This window comes from Herbaspirillum lusitanum, assembly GCF_046025995.1.
In the GTDB taxonomy this organism is placed as follows: Bacteria; Pseudomonadota; Gammaproteobacteria; order Burkholderiales; family Burkholderiaceae_D; genus Herbaspirillum; species Herbaspirillum lusitanum_A.
This window is the reverse complement of the sequence record NZ_JAQQFM010000005.1, coordinates 566,363-584,072: the sequence shown is the minus strand read 5'-3', so window position 1 is coordinate 584,072 and position 17,710 is coordinate 566,363. Positions and strand designations below refer to the sequence as shown.

16 protein-coding genes are annotated in these 17,710 nt (G+C 60.4%); 1 reads left to right on the top strand and 15 read right to left on the bottom strand.

Translation table 11 applies throughout. The features are described 5' to 3' along the window. Positions 1-279: 279 nt before the first annotated feature. The 15 genes from PQR62_RS13880 to PQR62_RS13810 all read right to left on the bottom strand — a co-directional run bounded on the left by PQR62_RS13880 (position 280) and on the right by PQR62_RS13810 (position 16,298). Positions 280-999 (bottom strand): Crp/Fnr family transcriptional regulator, encoded by a 720-nt coding sequence (locus PQR62_RS13880; RefSeq protein WP_408158533.1) that lies wholly within the window; start codon positions 997-999, stop codon positions 280-282. A gap of 465 nt (positions 1,000-1,464) precedes the next feature. Further along, complete coding sequence (locus tag PQR62_RS13875) at positions 1,465-2,871, bottom strand: c-type cytochrome (RefSeq protein ID WP_408158532.1); 1,407 nt, start codon at positions 2,869-2,871, stop codon at positions 1,465-1,467. 8 nt (positions 2,872-2,879) lie between these two features. Beyond that, positions 2,880-4,478, bottom strand: coding sequence for a GMC family oxidoreductase (locus tag PQR62_RS13870; protein ID WP_408158531.1), 1,599 nt, complete (start codon positions 4,476-4,478; stop codon positions 2,880-2,882). Between the two features lie 22 nt (positions 4,479-4,500). After that, positions 4,501-5,043 (bottom strand): sugar dehydrogenase complex small subunit, encoded by a 543-nt coding sequence (locus PQR62_RS13865; RefSeq protein WP_408158530.1) that lies wholly within the window; start codon positions 5,041-5,043, stop codon positions 4,501-4,503. Between the two features lie 495 nt (positions 5,044-5,538). Next, complete coding sequence (locus PQR62_RS13860) at positions 5,539-6,264, bottom strand: GGDEF domain-containing protein (RefSeq protein ID WP_408158529.1); 726 nt, start codon at positions 6,262-6,264, stop codon at positions 5,539-5,541. Then, positions 6,264-6,653, bottom strand: coding sequence for a DUF1987 domain-containing protein (locus tag PQR62_RS13855; protein ID WP_408158528.1), 390 nt, complete (start codon positions 6,651-6,653; stop codon positions 6,264-6,266). Before PQR62_RS13855 ends, PQR62_RS13860 begins: the two co-directional genes overlap by 1 nt. Before the next feature lie 55 nt (positions 6,654-6,708). Continuing rightward, positions 6,709-7,275, bottom strand: a complete 567-nt coding sequence (locus tag PQR62_RS13850) for a SiaB family protein kinase (RefSeq protein WP_408158527.1) — start codon at positions 7,273-7,275, stop codon at positions 6,709-6,711. A 26-nt stretch (positions 7,276-7,301) separates the two neighbouring features. Continuing rightward, positions 7,302-8,546, bottom strand: coding sequence for a SpoIIE family protein phosphatase (locus PQR62_RS13845; RefSeq protein ID WP_408158526.1), 1,245 nt, complete (start codon positions 8,544-8,546; stop codon positions 7,302-7,304). A 320-nt stretch (positions 8,547-8,866) separates the two neighbouring features. Further along, positions 8,867-9,706 (bottom strand): VOC family protein, encoded by an 840-nt coding sequence (locus PQR62_RS13840; protein WP_408158525.1) that lies wholly within the window; start codon positions 9,704-9,706, stop codon positions 8,867-8,869. A gap of 18 nt (positions 9,707-9,724) precedes the next feature. Further along, positions 9,725-11,443: an ABC transporter ATP-binding protein gene (locus PQR62_RS13835; protein WP_408158524.1), complete on the bottom strand. Its 1,719-nt coding sequence runs from the start codon at positions 11,441-11,443 to the stop codon at positions 9,725-9,727. Beyond that, on the bottom strand, positions 11,440-12,270 hold the full coding sequence (locus PQR62_RS13830) for an ABC transporter permease (protein ID WP_408158523.1): 831 nt from the start codon (positions 12,268-12,270) through the stop codon (positions 11,440-11,442). The genes PQR62_RS13835 and PQR62_RS13830 overlap by 4 nt, the downstream gene beginning before the upstream one ends. A 66-nt stretch (positions 12,271-12,336) precedes the next feature. Continuing rightward, on the bottom strand, positions 12,337-13,314 hold the full coding sequence (locus PQR62_RS13825) for an ABC transporter permease (protein ID WP_408158522.1): 978 nt from the start codon (positions 13,312-13,314) through the stop codon (positions 12,337-12,339). Between the two features lie 14 nt (positions 13,315-13,328). Beyond that, positions 13,329-14,927, bottom strand: coding sequence for an ABC transporter substrate-binding protein (locus PQR62_RS13820; RefSeq protein ID WP_408158521.1), 1,599 nt, complete (start codon positions 14,925-14,927; stop codon positions 13,329-13,331). A gap of 144 nt (positions 14,928-15,071) precedes the next feature. Next, on the bottom strand, positions 15,072-15,692 hold the full coding sequence (locus tag PQR62_RS13815) for a cysteine dioxygenase family protein (RefSeq protein ID WP_408158520.1): 621 nt from the start codon (positions 15,690-15,692) through the stop codon (positions 15,072-15,074). Between the two features lie 39 nt (positions 15,693-15,731). Beyond that, positions 15,732-16,298: an OsmC family protein gene (locus tag PQR62_RS13810; RefSeq protein WP_408158519.1), complete on the bottom strand. Its 567-nt coding sequence runs from the start codon at positions 16,296-16,298 to the stop codon at positions 15,732-15,734. A gap of 392 nt (positions 16,299-16,690) precedes the next feature. Here PQR62_RS13810 and PQR62_RS13805 point away from each other — a divergent pair, with 392 nt between their 5' ends. Continuing rightward, entirely contained in the window at positions 16,691-17,671 is a 981-nt protein-coding gene (locus PQR62_RS13805) for an ABC transporter substrate-binding protein (RefSeq protein WP_408158558.1), read from the top strand. Positions 17,672-17,710 lie beyond the last annotated feature (39 nt).

The window sequence follows — 17,710 nt, the reverse complement described above, 5'->3', positions numbered from 1 at the left end:
TCCGCTCGCAGGTACTTACTCGGATACCGTGACTGTCACGCTGACTTACTGATCTGCAGCAAGATCAAAGGAAGCGCGAAGTAAAAATGCCCGCCAATCAGCGGGCATTTTTGATTGGCGCCATGACATGGCGCTTGCAGTGCAGCCAGCGATGCTGCCCGGAATGCAGCGCCACGCCCCTTGATCAGCTTCTCTGCCCTCATTTCGCACTAAAGCGTGCTAGTGCACCAGCAGCTGCAACGCAGGGGAATGAAGCGATCTGGCCAGGCATGCTGCATTTCACACTGCGATCTTATCTGGAAGAAGCCGGTCATATTCTTTCTTGACCACCTCATAACATTCACAGGTGCGCTGCTTCAGCCCTTTTCTGTCAATGACCTTGATACGGCCACGCGCATAGGTGATCAGGCCAGCTTTCTGTAGCTTCAATGCCGCCTCCGTCACTCCTTCCCGCCGGACGCCAAGCATGCTGGCAATAAGCTCCTGGGTCATGATCAGTTCGCATCCCTGCAAACGATCGAGACTCAGCAAAAGCCAGCGACAAAGTTGCTGATCCAGTGAGTGATGCCGGTTGCATACTGCAGTTTGCGACATCAGCGTAATCAAAGCCTGCGTATAGCGCAGCAGCAAATGCAACACCGCGCCCGATCGATCGAACTCGTTTTTCAGCGCTTGTGCGCGCAGCCGGAAGCCATGGCCTGCGCTTTGCACCACGGCGCGACTGAGGGTGGACTCCCCGCCCATGAACGAAGAGACGCCCACGATACCTTCGTTGCCCACCACGGCTATCTCGGCAGAAGAACCATTTTCCAGCACATACAGCAAGGAGATGATGGCGGAGGTAGGGAAATAAACGTAATCGATACGCCCTCCCGATTCGTACAAAACCTGGCCCAAGGGCATGTCGACGTCTTCCAGATCCGGTAGCCAGCGTGCCAGTTCAGGCTGGGGCAAAACTCCGAGCAGCAAGTTCTTGTTTATTTCAACATGCAATTTCATCGCGCCACATCCTAAGGATAGAGCCAGCCGTTTAGCCACAGGCATAAGCGCCCGTGTCAGATTTCAGTATAGGTGGACTTATCCATAGCAAGCGTTCGCTGGCAAACATACAGCATGCAGTTGCGAGCAAACGCCCTGCCTGGCGCTTGTCGTTCATTCAATGTCTGATGGGGATGTTGGGATGGTCACAGGACATGACATCCGGCGGCGGCGCGGCAATTTCTGCAAGCGCGCTGACACCTGAGTTGACTGAACCGCAAGGCAAGCAAGTGACCAAAGCGCAACTTTCTGCGCTTGCCCTGAGAATTGACTGATACCGAAAACGCTGACGTTTCTCCTCGCGACGGATGGATTTTCGCCATCCACTGCAGCTCAGCGTGAGGGCCGGCAGACTAGCCGGCCCTGCTCGGGGCACCGCTTATTCCGGTTTATTCCGGCTTCCCTCGCGTCGAGCCTCAGCTTTGGCTAGCGGCCTGAAGCAGCACGCTTGCGCCGCAATAGCAATGCGATGATCAGCACGACCAGGAGCCCGCCGACCAGCATGCCGATACGCGCCAGGTTCAACAATGGCGACGCCGGTCCGCCTGCGCGCAAGGTCTTGACCTGCTCAACGGTGACCTTGGCCGCAGGATTGCCGAAGTTCTGCAGCAGGTAATTGGAGAGCGATGCGATCTGCTCATCATTCAGTTGATTGCCGAAGGCCGGCATCATCACCTCAGCGCCGCCTTGCTTGCGCTCTATGCCTTGCAGGATCGCCATCACCACATTGTTGCTGTTGGCGTGACCCAAGGTCGTATTGTTGAACAGCGAGGGCAAGCTGGCGCCGTCCTTGCCGCCCCAGCGTGTGCTGCCTTCGCCGCGCGCCTGATGGCAAGAGGCGCAATTGGCGTCGTACAGCTGGGCGCCGTTGAACCTGGAAGTGTCCAGGGCCAATGCGCCGCCTCGCACGCTATCGGCCACCAGCATCGGTTTGCCCCAGGTGTGAGCGGCCTGGGTATCGGCAGCATTGCGCTGTGGCGCCGAGGACTTGATGTAGACCGCCAATGCGCGGCGGTCCTCGTCGCTGAGCTTGCCCAGACTGTTGTCGATGGCTTCTGCCATCGGCCCGCCGGCCTGTGCCTTGCCGTCGACACGGCCGCTGCGCAGGTACTCGGCGATCTCCGCCTCGCTCCATGCGCCTATGCCGCTGACCGGGTCGCTGCTGATATTCGGCGCGTACCAGGTACCCAGATCGGCGCCGGCCAATGCGCGTGAATGGTCTTCCGCCATCAGCGCATTGCGCGGCGTATGGCAAGTGCTGCAATGCGCCAGTCCCAGGGCCAGGTAAGCGCCGCGGTTCCACTCCGCGCTCTTGGCGCCGTCCGGCACAAAGGGCTTACGGTCGAGGAACAAGAGATTCCACGCCGCCATCGACAGCCGGATACTGAATGGAAATGGCAAACCGGTCGCCGCCGGTTTGGTGTCCACGGCCGGCACCGACTGCATGAAATAGGCGTACAGCGCCTTCACGTCGTCGTCGGCGAGTTGGGCATAAGAGGTGTACGGCATGGCCGGATAAAGATGCTGGCCATCGGCACGCACTCCGCGTCGCAAGGCATCGCTGAATTGCTCCTGCGTGTAGTTGCCGATGCCCTCGCTCCTGGAGGGCGTGATGTTGGTCGACACGATCTTGCCCAGCGGCGTCGCGATTTCCAGGCCTCCGGCAAAGGGCTTGCCGCCTTGCGCGGTATGGCAGGCTACGCAGTCCCCTGCGGTCGCCAGATATTCGCCGCGTTTGACCAGATCCGCGTCGGCGGCCTGCGCTACCGGCAGCACGCCTGAAACGCCTGAGGCCAGGGCCAGCAAAGCGCACCATGTTCTGATTTTTTTCATGTGCGTCCTCATGCGTTGGCGTGGATGTGTTCAGCCGAGCGCAATGCCAGCGCCACCGCAGTCAGCGTCGAGTTGACGGTGGCTGAAGTGGGCATCACGCCGGTACTCGCCATGTACAGATTGGGGTGGTCGTGCGAACGACCGTAGCCATCCACCACCGAATCCCTGGGATCGCTGCCCATGCTCAGCGTGCCGGTGATGTGCTGATTGTTGCCATAGACGCCATCCGGCGAATAGCGCAAATTGGTGCCGCCCATCAGTTGCGCGATACGTGTGTAATGCTCGCGCGCCGCCGCCATGCCCTTGTGCACGTAGTCGTTCAGCGCGTAATGCACCTGCGGCCGGGCGATCCCCAGGGCGTCCTTCTGGTCGCTCAGCACAATGCGGTTTTCCGGATCGGGCAGCACTTCCAGCACATTCTTGATGCTGCACTGGCGCGCAGCGTGGAAGCGAATCTGCTCATCCAGCTCGGCGCCGTAGACGCCCTTGGCGATCAAGGCATTGGTCACCGAGGCCACCTGCGAGGAATTGGAAATGTCGATGCGGAAGGAGGCATGCTCGGAGCGGAAAGCGCCGTCGCGCAATGCGTTGATGGAAGACGGACTCATCGGCCCACGCCCCGGCCACAATTCTTCCTCGGCATCGAACACCAGACTATTGCTGGGATGATCCATCAGGTTGCGCCCCACCGTGCCTGAACTGTTGGCCAGACCATTCTTGAACTTGTCGCTGGCGGAAAGCAATAGCAGCTTGGGGCTCTCGATGCCGTTGGCGGCCAGGATGAAGGTCTTGCCGGTCACGCGGAAAGTGTTCTTGTCCGGATCGAAGTAATGCACTGCCGCGATACGGCCCTTGTCATCGTGCTCGATGCGATAGACCACGGCATTGGCGATGAGGCGCGCCCCTGCCTTTTCCGCCGCGTCGGCCGACAAGCCGCCATGATATTGGGCGTCGATAGGACAGATCGGCATGCAGTTGTTGTTGCCGCAGCAGGCTGGCCGGCCGTCGTAATTGCGGCTGTTGCGTGCCGTGGTGTTGGTGATGACCTGGTAACCGCCCGGCGCCAGGCGTTCACGAAAACGCTGTTCCAGATAAGACTCTGCCACCGGCTGCATCGGGAAGGGCTTGCTGCGCGGCGATCCGTTGTTGGGCGCTCCCGAGACCCCCATCTTGAGCTCGGCCTCGTGGTAGAAGGGTTCCAGGTCTTCATAGGAAATCGGCCAGTCGCGGCCCACGCCATACAGACTCCTGATGCGCAGATCGTTGGGCAACACGCGCCAGGCCTGCGCCGCCCAGTGCCAGGTCGTGCCGCCCACGATGCGGATGTATTCGGCCTTGTAAGGATACGGCCCGGCCTGTATCAGATAGTTGTTGTCTTCAGGCTGGTAGACCGGATGCGGCGACCATGAAGAGAAGGGATAAGGCGACATGAAGTCGCCCTTGCGCGGCGAGTTGCGGAAGTTCTCGACCAGCGTCGCGCGGTCGACGCGCGGGCCGCTTTCCAGAATCAGAACGGAAGCGCCTTGCGATGCCAGGCGATGCGCGGCCAAAGCGCCGACGATTCCGGATCCGATGACGACCACATCGGCGGAGAGTTGATCAGACATAGTTTTTTCCCGGTTGGGTTATTCAGGCGGCAAGCGGATTGCGTCCCCAGCTTCCGTAAGGCCCGTAGGCATAGCTAGGCGGCTTGACGCGATCGGCGACGGCGGCATACATCAGGCTGGATTCATAAGTAAGGCAGCGCGCGAGCTTGCCGCTGCCGACCACGCCGATATACCAGCCCGTCACTATGCGACCCGGCAGCTTGGCCAACGGCGACTTTTGTGCATCCAGCGCCGCTTGCAGGCCGGCCGCATCCAGCTTTTCCTGAGCGATGAAAGCGGCCAGCTGCGTCAGTTGGCCTTCGAAGTCTTTTTCGATTGAGGACCAGGCGCCATAAAGACGATCGGCCTGCGCCGCATCCAGACTGGTCTTGCCCGTCAGCAGGCGCGAAAGGGAAAGAAATGCCGCGGACGCTTTGCTCGCTGCCGGCGCCGGATCATCGGCAAACGCCAAAGGCAATGGGATGAAAGAACAGACATAACTGCCGAGTATCCCTGCAAGCAAGGCTCGGCGGCCGGCATCAGGGACGAGTTTGTCCTGTGCGGCCGATGGGTGGCGGATTTCCATGGATGGATCCTTTTTTATCGCTACCGTTGGCGCGGAGAGTGTGATTATTGAAACAGCATCGGTATTATAGCCATGTCAAAGCCAAACTCAACTGACATCCTACAAGCTAGCCAAGTACAAGTAATCGAGCCGATTCAGCCTCTATCGTGGGTATAAAATTCATTAAGTGCGTGGGCAACAAGGTCTCTGCCCGCTTGCCGTTCAGACTTTCGGCGGAGCAGGCCAGGCGTCGATGACGCCTCGCCCGTTCAATCTGCAAGGTGGCGCTGCGCCTGCATTCTGAGTATTTGCCGGATGATTTTTCTGGCTGGGCGCTGTACTCGGGATCGATGCAGCGCGCTGAAATTGCCGGTGTGGGAGCGGCGTTCCTGCATGCCCGGCTGCGGCGCATCTCGGGCGAACAAGGAGGCAGGTTCTTATTCGCGTGTAACCGGGAGTTCTTCCGAGCAAGCGGGGCCGAGCGTGATGGGACTTGCGGTACATCCAGACCGCAAACTAATCGACCAGGGCCTGGCTATCGCGCTCTACCCGATTCCGGCCGCCGTGCTTGGCTTTGTACAGTGCAGCATCGGCACGCGCATAGGCATCTTCGAAGTCGCCGTTCAGACCAATCCATGAAACGCCAAAGCTGGCCGTGACGGGACGTGTCGGCAAACAGGCAAATTCCTGCTGAGCGATGGACTGCCTGATCTTTTCGGCCACTATCGCAGCATCGCCCAGCATCACGCCGGGAAGCAGAACCGTGAATTCCTCGCCGCCTACGCGGCCGACCTCGCCTTTGCCATCCAGCGCCAGGCGCAGGCGATTCACCAGCTCACGGATGACGCCATCGCCGGTGGGGTGCCCGAACTCATCATTGATGCGTTTGAAAAAATCGATGTCGAGAACGATCAGCGACAACGGCGACTTTGTCAGGTAGTGATGAGCACGTTCAAATACCGCGCCGCGATTCAAGGCGCCGGTGAGATTGTCGTGCTTTGCCTTGTAGTCGAGTTCGTCGCTGAGTTGCGTCAGCTTGGAATTCAGCTGATTCAACTCGCGCTCGGTACGATCGCTGCGCGCGATCAGACGGCGGCTCTCGCGCAGCAGGCGTCCATAACTGGTAATGAGTTCTTCCAGCGCCAGCCGGTAGCGCGTGGGATCGCTTTCACCGCCGGCGACCACCTGACTGGCGCGCGCCAGAATCGCAGTCTCAGTCTCGAACAGATCAACATTTGTCATCAGCTTTTTACCGCATGGTCGTTGAACACAAGCTCGGGGAAATCTTCGTGCAGCTCCTGGCCGAACTCAAAGATCGTGTCGTCTTCTTCATCGTGATACCAGTTCAGAACGATCTCGGTATCGGATTTGGCCTTCTCATTGAGCGTCTCGAACAGCGAAAACAGCATCTTGGTGCTGGAACTGTTGAAGTAGGCCAGGGCAACGTTGACGGTGATCGGCGCACGCACCTCATCCTGCTTCAGAAACTGACCGAGCACCGCGATGATGTCGCCCCAGAATTGCGCCGCATTCTCAGGATAGGACTCGCCCTTGACCGACAAGCGGCGCTCATCAAAACGGAAGTCCACTTCGGGCGAACTCGGACTTGCTGCAATAAATAAATTATCCATATGCTCATTCATTTTCAATAACTGACTGCGTGAAATAATTTGGCGGGGCCAGTGTTCAGATTGTTGCTCTCAGATAGAACATCAGCGTGCCTTCACCTGATCTGGGCGCTAGTTCAAACTCCAGCGGCGCGCTGGCGTCGCGCGCCATGGTCAGGAATCCCAAGCCTGCGCCCTTGCTGTCCACCGGCGTTTCGGAGCGCAACAGCTCCTTGTATTTCACTTTGATTTCATCCATGGTGAGCGAGCAGACATGCTCCAGCTTTTGCTGCAGTTTCTCGGCCACATCCGACTTGACCGGATTGGCGCAGTGCAAATAGTAGCGGTCGTCGGTGTGCGATATGAAGACCGCGCCGTGCCGCATCGAAGGGCCGGCATCCTCTTCCCGATTGGTCGGGTCTGCCGAGTAATGCACAATGTTCTGCGCCATCTCGACAAAGGAAGAAAAGAGCTTTCTGCGGGTTGCAGCGACCGCCCCGGCTTGCTCGGCGCGCAATTTGACGGCATCGGCCATCGCCGCAATGATTGTTTGCGAAAAATAGCCCATGTAGTAGAAGATGACATCCCGTCGCTCGACGTGTTTATGAAAGTCATCCCACTGCTGCTGAATTCCATTGTTTTCCATCTGCCGCTCTGTTTCCTGTTGATTGATCAATTCAAGCGAAATCCGAAGAAGCTCAGATCATCCCGGCGCCGTTGCGCGCCTTGATAGATCAACTGTTCTTCCATCACTCTCTTGCCGAGTTCCTGCATGGGCAACTGGCGATTGGCGAGCATGATGCTGCGCAGTCTTTGTTTGCCGAAGGCGATGTTCTTGGGCCCGCCGATCTGGTCGATGATGCCGTCGGTGGCAACCAGCACCATCGCGCCTTGCCCCAGCTGCAGGGATTGATTGCTCCATTGCATGTCATCAGGCGTATCGACGTAACCCAGACCGATACGTTCGCCGCTGGTGATCTGAACCTCGTCGTCACCCGGCAATAAATAGAGCAGCGGCATTTTCGCGCTGGCAAGCGTGAGCTTCTGCGATGCACCATCGCACCAGAAAAAACAGGCATCCATGCCATCGTCGGATTCCGACAGGCGTTCCGATCCGGCATGCTGCCCCAGCGCCTGCTTCATGCTGCGATTGACTTCGCTCATGATCAGCGCCGGATTGTGCGGGCCGTGCTGCTCCAGGGCCTGCTTGAGCGAGGATGAAGCAATCAGGGTGAGAAAGGCGCCCGGCACGCCATGCCCGGTGCAATCCGCGATGGCGGCAAACCAGCCGTCGGCAAAGAATTCGAGGTGATAGAAGTCGCCGCCGACGATGTCGCGCGGTTCCCAGACCAGACAGACATCGTCGAGCGCGCGGCGCATTTCCGCACGCGAGGCACTCAGCATGGCGCGCTGAATGACGCTGGCGTAGTCAATGCTTTGCATGACCTGGCGGTTTTTCTCCGCTTGCAGTTCGACCATCATGCGCATCAGCCCCAGGCCCGAGCCGAAGCCGGCGAACTGACCGTTGTCTACGATCAGGAAACCGTCGGCCAGTGTCTTGTCGCCGGTCTCGACCGCCATCGCGCCCAGGGTTTCAATCGGCGTATGTGACTCTACGATCAGCGGATCCTTGTCCATGAATGCGATGCAGCTTTTTTTCTCGTACAGCTCGCGGTGATAGGGCCTGGACATCTGCGACATGAAGATATTGCGGCTGATGAGCCCTATCGGCCTGCCGCTTTCCAGCACGGGCAAACTGATCAGTTCACGATGCAGTCCGAAAATCTCCAGTACCTTGGCGTTGTTCTCGCTAAAGGAAACCGTCGGCACCTCAATCGCCAAAGCACCGGCAGCCGGTTGCTGAAGCTGCCGCCCCACGTTCGGGGAGAAATGAAATTCTTTAAATTCTTTGTTCACTGGGCTGGCGCTCCACTCGCAAAAGCGTGACTTAACCCAGCAGGATAAACAGCGAGTATTACTGCACCATGACATGGCATGGTCCGGCGAGACGGAGGAGCTTCTGCCGTCCGGGCTGAGCGCGGCCGGCGGCGGCGGGATGGAGGAGTGTTGTGGCGAGCGCGCCAATCGGCTACCCGCTACCTGCGATGGATGACACGGCAGAAAACTGACGGCAGACTGACAAAGTCAGCGCAGAGCGTAGAAAGAGACAACAAAGAGCCGAGATAGAAAGAGCTGAAAGCGGCGACTGCAGGCCGTCGCTTCCAAGCCGTTGCGGTTCAGGCGAAAGCCAATATCAGGCCATGCGCGGACTCGGGAGGAACGACAATACGGTCGCAGCCGTCCTTGACGTTCGTCACGCCGTTCTCCGTCAGCACCTTCAGTGCGCGATCCAGCGAATCCACCTTCACCGTCAGGCCAAAGGCGCGTTCTATGCCTTGTGGAATCAGTTTGACATCGATGCCGTAATGTTCGGCCACGCCTTGCGGCGTCAGATACCAGATGTCGGTCGGGCCGGCCTTGAAACGCAGGCCGTGTTGATGTTGCGAGAGCGCGTCGGCGCCAAAGGCCTGACTCAGCAGCTTCCCGGCTTTTTCGGGATCGGGCGAGACGTAGACGTATTCGGCCAGCCCGGTTGCGCCATTCGGATGTGTCTGCCATTCCTGGCGCCAGACCAGCTCCGGCGTGCCGTGTTCGCAAAAGAACACACGGCCGTTGGGCACGCGATCGGCCGCAATGCGAAAGGTGCGGAAACGCGCCTCCCCCAGCAGCTTGCCCTTGATCTCCACCGGTCGCTGCAATGCGCTCGGACCATTGCCTTCCAGGGCGATGTCGCGCTCGCTCAGGCTGGCCCAGGTCTGATCTGCGTCGCGGGTCTTGAACACCAGCCCGACCAGGCCGCGCGGATGCTCCCATTTCACGCCCGGTTTATCGGCGTTGTGCGGCTCCACGCCCAGCAGCTCCAGATAATCGTCGCCGAAGATCGCCAGGTGGTTGCTGGTGCCTTTGGAATGATGGCCGCGCGGCGTCAACGCAAAACCGAGGCGGGCGTATTGCGCTGCGGCCTGGTCGATTTCCTGTTCGACGTGGATGACGACGTGGTCGATGCGTTCAGACATGTGAGCTCCGGAGAAAATTCAGGCCGCCAGGTCGGCGGCAAACTGCTTCCAGTGTCGGCCGGGCACGGCCGACAACAGGGCTTGTGTATAGGGATGGGAAGGTGCACTGAACAAGTCGGCGCTGGCGCCCTGCTCGACCACGCGACCGTCCTTCATCACGGCGATGCGGTCGCAGACCTGGGCCGCCACCCGCAAATCATGCGTGATGAACAGAATCGACAGGCCGAGCTGCTCGCGCAGCCGCGCCAGCAAGGCCAGCACCTGGGCCTGCACCGACACATCGAGCGCCGAGACCGGCTCATCGGCCAGCAGGATGTCGGGTTCCAGCGCCAGTGCGCGCGCCAGGCCGACACGCTGGCGTTGACCGCCGGAAAACTCATGCGGAAACCGGTGCAAGGCGTTCGGATCCAGCCCGACCAGCTCGAACAGTTCTCGTGCTTTCGCCAGCGCCTGCTTGCGCGGCACACCTTGCTCCAACGGCCCCTGGGCGACGATGTCGCCGACCTTGTGACGCGGATTGAGCGAACTGTACGGATCCTGAAACACCATCTGAATCTTGCGTGCGCGTTCGCGCCGCAGACTGCGCTGTGCACTGCGGCCCTGCACCAGACTCTTGCCGGCCACCAGCAAGTCGCCGGTGTCCGGCTCAAGCAAACCGAGAATCAGCCGGGCCAGCGTGGATTTGCCGGAACCGCTCTCGCCGACGATGCCCAGCGTGGCGCCGGCCGGCAGCGTCAGGCTCACCTCGGCCAGAGCCTGGGTCGGCTGCGCATTGCGATTGAACCAGCCGCGCTGGCGATAGGTTTTGCTCAGCCCGCGAATATCCAGCGCCGGCGGCGTGTCCGTCGCTTGCTCCGATGCCGGCGCCGATATCACGCGCGGCGCCGGCGGCACCATGGACGGCACGGCTGCGATCAGGCTTTGCGTGTAGGCATGCGCAGGCTGATTGAGGACAGATTCGGCCGCCCCGTTTTCCACCAGCCTGCCGCGCTGCATCACCACCACGCGATCGGCAATTTCCGCCACCACACCGAAGTCGTGCGTGATGAACAATACCGCCGTGCCCTTGCGGCGCTGCAGGTCGTGAATCAGATGCAGAATCTGCGCCTGCGTGGTGACGTCCAGCGCCGTGGTCGGCTCGTCGGCGATCAGCAAGGCCGGCTCCAGCGCCAGCGCCATGGCGATCATGATGCGCTGACGCTGGCCGCCTGACAGCTCGTGCGGATAAGCGCGCAGCGTGCGTGCCGGGTCGGGGATATTGACAGCCAGCAGCAACTCCAGCACCTTGGCGTCTATCTCGGCGCGTCTGAGCGTGGTGTGTACCCGGAACACTTCCTCCAGCTGACTGCCGATGGTATGCAAGGGATTGAGCGCACTCATCGGTTCCTGAAAGATCATGCCGATGCGACGCCCGCGCAGGCTGCGCAGGGTTTCGCCGGGCAGCGTCAACAGATTCTCGGGCCCCTGCTGCGCGCTGTCGTTCCACAGCACTTGCCCGCCCGCGACGCGCACGCCATCCGGCAGCAGACCCAGCAACGCACCTGCGGTGAGCGACTTGCCGGAACCGCTCTCGCCCACCACGCACAGAATCTCGCCTGCATGCAGGTCGAAAGAGACATCATCCAGCGCCAGCTTGCGGTCTGCACCCGGTGGCAAGGAGATGGAGAGATGGCGAATCGATAGCAAGGGATCGCCGGCCTGAGCCTGACTGTCCCTGAATTGGTGAACTTGAGTCATGAGCGATGCAACCTCGGGTTGAGGGCGTCGTTGAGCCCCTGGCCGACCAGCGAGATCGCCAGTACCGTCACCAGAATCACGGCGCCGGGAATCGCCGACACATACCATTGAACACGGATCACGCTGCGTCCGGCGCCGATCAGATTGCCCCATGAAGGCACGTTGGGATCGGACAGATTGAGAAACGCCAGGGCGCTCTCCAGCAGAATCGCCACCGCCATGATCACGCTGGCATAGACAATCACCGGCGGCAAGGCATTGGGCAGGATTTCACGGAAGATCAGTTTGAGATCCCCGACGCCCAGACTGCGCGCCGCCAGCACGAACTCGCGATGACGCAGAGACAGAAATTCGGAGCGCGTCAGCCGCGCTACCGGCGGCCACGACACCACGCCTATCGACAGCACCACGGTGGTGATGTCGGAGCCGAACACCGCCACCAGCACCAGCAGCAACAGGAAGTTGGGCAGAATCTGGAAGGCCTCGGTCACACGCATCAGCACGTCATCGATCCAGCCGCCATAAAAACCGGCCACCGCGCCCAGCACCAGCCCGATGAAGGCGGCAATGCTGGTGGCCACCAGCCCGATGGCCAGCGAGACGCGGGCGCCGTGCAGGATCTGTGCGGCGATGTCGCGCCCGACCTGGTCGGTGCCCAGCAGGAAACGGCTACCCTCGCCCGGCCATTGCAAAGGACGTCCGGCCAGACTCAGCGGATTGCGGGGGTAAGCCCAATCGGCGCCGAGCGCCGCGGCGATCACCGTCAGCAGCAGGATCAGCCCGACCACCGCTGCCGGATTGCGCAAATAGCGTTTGATCAGATTCATGAAAGTGAAAATAGAGAAAGCTAAGAAAAACCAGAAGGCGGCGGCCGACGCATCGCCCGCACAAAGTCAACGCGTCGCGGCTATCCGCGGATCGAGTCTGGCGTAGAGCAAGTCGACCAGGAAATTGATGGCGATCACCAGCAAGGCTGAAACGAACACGATGCCGAGCAAGGTATTCAGATCGCGCTGCACCACAGCCTCATAGGCCAGCCGGCCCAGACCCGGCAGCGAAAACACGGTTTCCACCACCACTGAGCCGCCGAGCATGGTGCCGGCCTGCAAACCGATCAGCGTCACCATCGGCAGCAAGGCATTGCGCAGCATGTGACGCACCACCACCCTGGTTTCGCCGGCGCCTTTGGCGCGCGCCGTGCGGATGAAGTCCTGGGTCGATACTTCCAGCATCGAGGCCCGCATGATGCGCAGGTAAATTGCCAGGAATATCATCGACAAGGTGATGGTCGGCAAGCTCAGATGCCATGCAATGTCCAGCACGCGCGCCAATCCGTGCAGCGACACGTCTATCGATTCGAAGCCGCCGGAAGGCAACCAGTCGAGCCAGACCGCAAACACGAAAATCCCCATCAGTCCGAACCAGAACGAAGGCATGGCGTAGAACACCAGACCCAGCGAAGAGATCAGGGTATCCGGCCAGCGGTTGACGCGGCGGGCGGCGATCACGCCCAGCAGCATGCCGACCGAGAAGGCGATGGCCAGCGCGGAGCCCATCAGCAGCAAGGTCGCCGGCAGGCGCTCGGCAATCACCAGCGCCACCGGCTTGCCGTAGATCGCCGAATAACCCAGATCCAGATGCACCAGCCGCCACAGATAATCCCCCAGCCTGACCGACACCGAATCGTTGAGCTGATAGTAGTCGCGCAGATTGGCGATCATGGTGGCGTCGGCGCCGCCCATCTGCGCCACCAGCGCATCCACCGTATCGCCGGGCGCCAGTTGCAGCAGCAGGAACAGTCCGACCAGAATGATCAACAGAGCCGGCACGGCGGCCAGCAGCCGCCTGCCGGCCAGTGCGAGAAAACGCATGTCAGCTGCTCCGGTCAGGCTTTGAGCCAGGTGTCGTGCCAGCTGCTGGATGGCCAGCGTGCATTGTTGTGGCCGTTTTGCACGTTGCGGCTGACCACCGAATAGAACTCGCGCTCGGTGGCCATCCAGATCGGCAGCTCGTCATTGACCGCCTTGACCCATTCGCCATACAACGCACGGCGCTTGCCGGCATCGATCTCGGTGGCGGCGTCGTCGATGAGCTTGTCCACCTTGTCCGATTTCCAGCCGTATTGATTGGTCCATGGTGCGCCGGCCGGACTGCCCGAGCGATACCACACCGTGGTGGAGACCGCCGGATCGCCGCGATACTGGTGCCAGCCGGTGGCGATGTCGAAAGTATTGTCCTTGTAGACCGCGTTGAGCGCGCCGGCGATGTCGTATTGCACGATTTCGACCTTGATGCCCACCGCTTCCAGCGACTGCTGAATGAAGGTCGCCAGCAGCGGTACATCTTCGCCGTTCTGGATCGGCACCAGTTTCAGCGAGAAGCGCTGACCGCCCTTGCCGCGCTTGTAACCGGCTTCGTCCAGCAGCGATTCGGCGCGTTTGACATCAAAGGGGTAAGGCGGCTTGCTGCCCTTGGGAAAGAAGGACGAGGTCGACGGAATCGGCCCCGAGGCCGCCTTGCCCAGGCCATACAGGAAATTCTCGACGAAGAAATTGATGTCGATCGCATGCACGATGGCGCGCCGCACGCGCACGTCGGCCAGCTCCTTGCGGCGGAAGTTGAACTCCAGCGTGTTGTTGAATACATTGGCTTCCAGCCCCTTGCTGCGGACTTCGAATTTCGGATTCTTGCGCAGGCGGTCCAGATCGGCCAGCGCCAGTTGCGAATACGCGCTCAGTTGCAGCTGACCGGTTTCCAGCGCGGCGGTGGCGGCCGACTTGTCGGTGATGATGCGCCACACCACGCGATCCAGATACGGCAGCCCCTTGCGCCAGTAATCCGGATTACGCTCGGCGATGATGTATTGGCCGCGCTGATATTCCACAAACTTGAACGGGCCGGTCCCGATGGGCGCGGTATTGGCCGGATTCTCCAGCACATTGCGGCCTTCGAACACATGCCGCGGCACCACGTAGCCGAGATCGGCCAGCGCGCGCAACAGCAGATCCAGCGGCATCGGCCGCTCGTAACGGAACACCACGGTGTGCTTGTCGGGGGTATCCACCGCGGTCAGATTCAACTGCAGCGCGGTGGCGAAATTCAGTTGCTTCTTCCACAGTTCCAGCGCGTTGTATTGCACGTCGGCCGAAGTGAACGGCTTGCCGTCATGCCATTTCACGCCTTCGCGCAACTTGAAGGTGATGGTCTTGCCGTCCTTGGACGAGGTCCACGAGGTCGCCAGTTGCGGCACCGGCTTGCCTTCGGCGTCGAGATCGACCAGCGACTCGATGATCTTGCTGGTGACGATATAGACGCCCGTCGAGGCGCGCAGCGAAGGATTCAGAATCCGTTGCTCCGAGCCCAGATGGACGTTGAGCACGCCGCCGCGACGCGGTTCGGTTTGCGAGAAAGAGATGGAAGGCCAGGCCGAGGCGACCAGTAATGTCCCCGAGGACAAAATAAAATTCCGGCGATTGACGCTCATTGTTTTCCTGTTGGATTTCTTGTTCAGACAAAACCGGAGCTTAAGGTCGCGCAAGGCAAGTGAGGAAGGATTAATTACGTGTTTGCTTATGCGCTTTCTGTTTGCAGAAGCTGATGAAGATGCAATTCGCGTATAAACAGCAACTCATGAATCGACCGGCGTCAGATTGGAATAACCCGACACGAAGCGCTTGCGCGTGCCATCCTGGTAATACAAGGAGCGCTCCACCGCGCCGATATTCGCGCCATACACGTGGATGCTGACCGAGGTGCGGTCTTCATGAGCGTTGCGCACCAGATGAATGTCATGCAGTCCCTGCGCATGCGGAGACACCGCCTCCACCACGCCGCGTTCCAGCAAGTGCGGCGCACCGATGGCCTGCAAGGCGCCGCCGGTGAGCGCATACGATTGCGAATACTCGGCGCCGCGCAGCACACCGATCAGGCCCCAGACCGTATGGTCGTGCACCGGCGTTTTCTGGCCTGGGCCCCATACAAAACTGACCACCGAGAAGCGCTGCGCCGGATCCAGATGCAACAGGTACTGGCGATAGTGCTGAGCATCAGGCTGCGCAAACTCTTGCGGCAACCAATCGTCGAAACGCACCAGCTTGCGCAGCAGCTCGCCGCCCTGCTGGAGAACGTCTGCTTCTGAGGGCGCAGCGTCGAGCAAGCGCGAAAATTGCGTGACGAATTCTTCCAGGCGCCCCGACGGCACATTCCGAACCTGTTCGCTGCTGGATTGCAATGTGGTCGACAGACTCATGCGCCTCTCTCATTTGTGAATAAATAATTAAAAAAATAACTACGCGATCTCGGCTTCAACCCCGGCCGCCTTGGCCGCATCGGTTTTGACATGCTTGATCTCGGCGCGGATGGTCTGCGGATTTTTCAGCAGATTGAGAATCGGGCAGGTCTTTTCGACTGCTTCAAACAGGGCTTTCACCTCTTCGTCCGCTGCCGGCGAACTGAGAAAGACCGTGTAGCCGATGTCGTGCGGCCAGATCGGAATGTCTTCATGGCCCGGACGTCCGCCGCGCGGATCGATCTTGCCGCTGACTTCCACTTCCAGCGAATCGATGGGTACCTGGCGATGCGCGGCCTGAATCAGAAAGATATGCGTCACGCACGAGCCCAGCACGCCCAGTTGCAGCTCCGGCGAACTCGGCCCCAGGTTGTAACCGGCGAAGTCCGGCGGGCTGTCGGTGATGATCTGATGATCGCGAATCCGGATGCGGCGCACGCCGCTGCGCCCCTCCGCCGCCACTTTGGCGTGCAAGGAATTGGGACCGGCGCTGCCGGCATCGATCAGCGCCTCGCGCGCCAATACTGCGCTGCGCTTTTCATGGAGATAGTGATTCAGGGATGTCATGAGGCTCTCTTTTTTCAGTGGATGAGTGCTTCAGTTTCGGACGATGAAGGCGGCCCCGCAAGGAAGCAATCCGAATATGGATATGCGCGTGATCCGCATCGCGCCTTGCCTCGCGACCGACGAAAGGCGGCAAGGCCGGAGGGCGCTGCGCATGCGCCTGCACCATGAGTCGATTGCATAAGTTTGCTCATTCTTATTCTTTGCCGCTGCCGCTTTCCTGCTTCATATTTCGCTGCTTGGAACAGTTCCCCTCAGACATCCGCAACTTCAAAAATCAAGTGGAGCCACTGGCAATGAAAAAAAATATCTTCGCTCAAGACCAGCTCGAATCGTCCGCCCTCGCCACCAGCGGCAGCATCGTTGCGCCATCGCCAGGCTGGTCGCGCCGCGACATGTTGCGCGTCGGCGGCGCCACCGCACTGGCCGGCATCGGCGGATCGCTGGCAGCCGGATCAGCGTGGTCGGCCGGCGCGCCGCACAAGCTGACGTTCGCCTGGAGTGCGGTGGCTTTCTGCCTGTCGCCGGTGGTGGTGGCGCAGGAACGCGGCATCTTCGAAAAGAATGGCCTGCGGGTCGAACTGCTGAACTGGGGCGGCTCCACTGATCAGTTGCTGGAAGCGCTGGCGACCGGCAAGGCCGATGTCGGCGTCGGGCTGATTCACCGCTGGCTCAAGCCGCTGGAGTCGGGATTCGACGTCAAGGTGATCGGCGCCGCACACGGCGGATGCCTGCGCATGGTCGGCGCCAAACAGGCCGGCGTCACCGACTGGAAACAACTCAAGGGCAAGACCATCGGCGTCTCCGATCTGAACAGTCCGGCCAAGAATTTCTTTGCCATCCACCTGGCCAAGCGCGGCGTCAACGTCGACAAGGATATCGAGTGGCGCGTCTACCCGGCCGATCTGCTGGACGTCGCCGTCAAGAAAGGCGAGATCCAGGCGATTGCCGACGGCGATCCGAATGTCTACCTTATCGAAAAACGCAATCAGGGCGTATTTACCGAGATCGGCAACAGCGGCATCGGCGAATACAAGGACAAGATCTGCTGCATCGTCGGCGCACGCGGCGACTTTGTCCGCAACAACAAACCGGCTGCCGCGGCGGTGGTGCGCTCCATCATTCAGGCATCCGAATACGTGGCGGAAAACCCCAACGAAGCGGCCAAGCTGTATGCCAAGTATTCGCCCAAAGTGCCGGTCGAGGATCTGCGCACCTTGCTGACCGATCTGACGTATCACAACCACCCGACCGGCAGTTCGCTGCGATCCGAAGTCGAATACTTCGCCAAAGACTTCCACACCGCCGGCGTGCTCAAGAAGTCCACCGACCCGGTGCGCTTCGCCAATCACGTGACGGTCGATGTGCTGGCCTGATGGTGCAGCCACTCAAGACCGCCACTGAACGGCGTACGC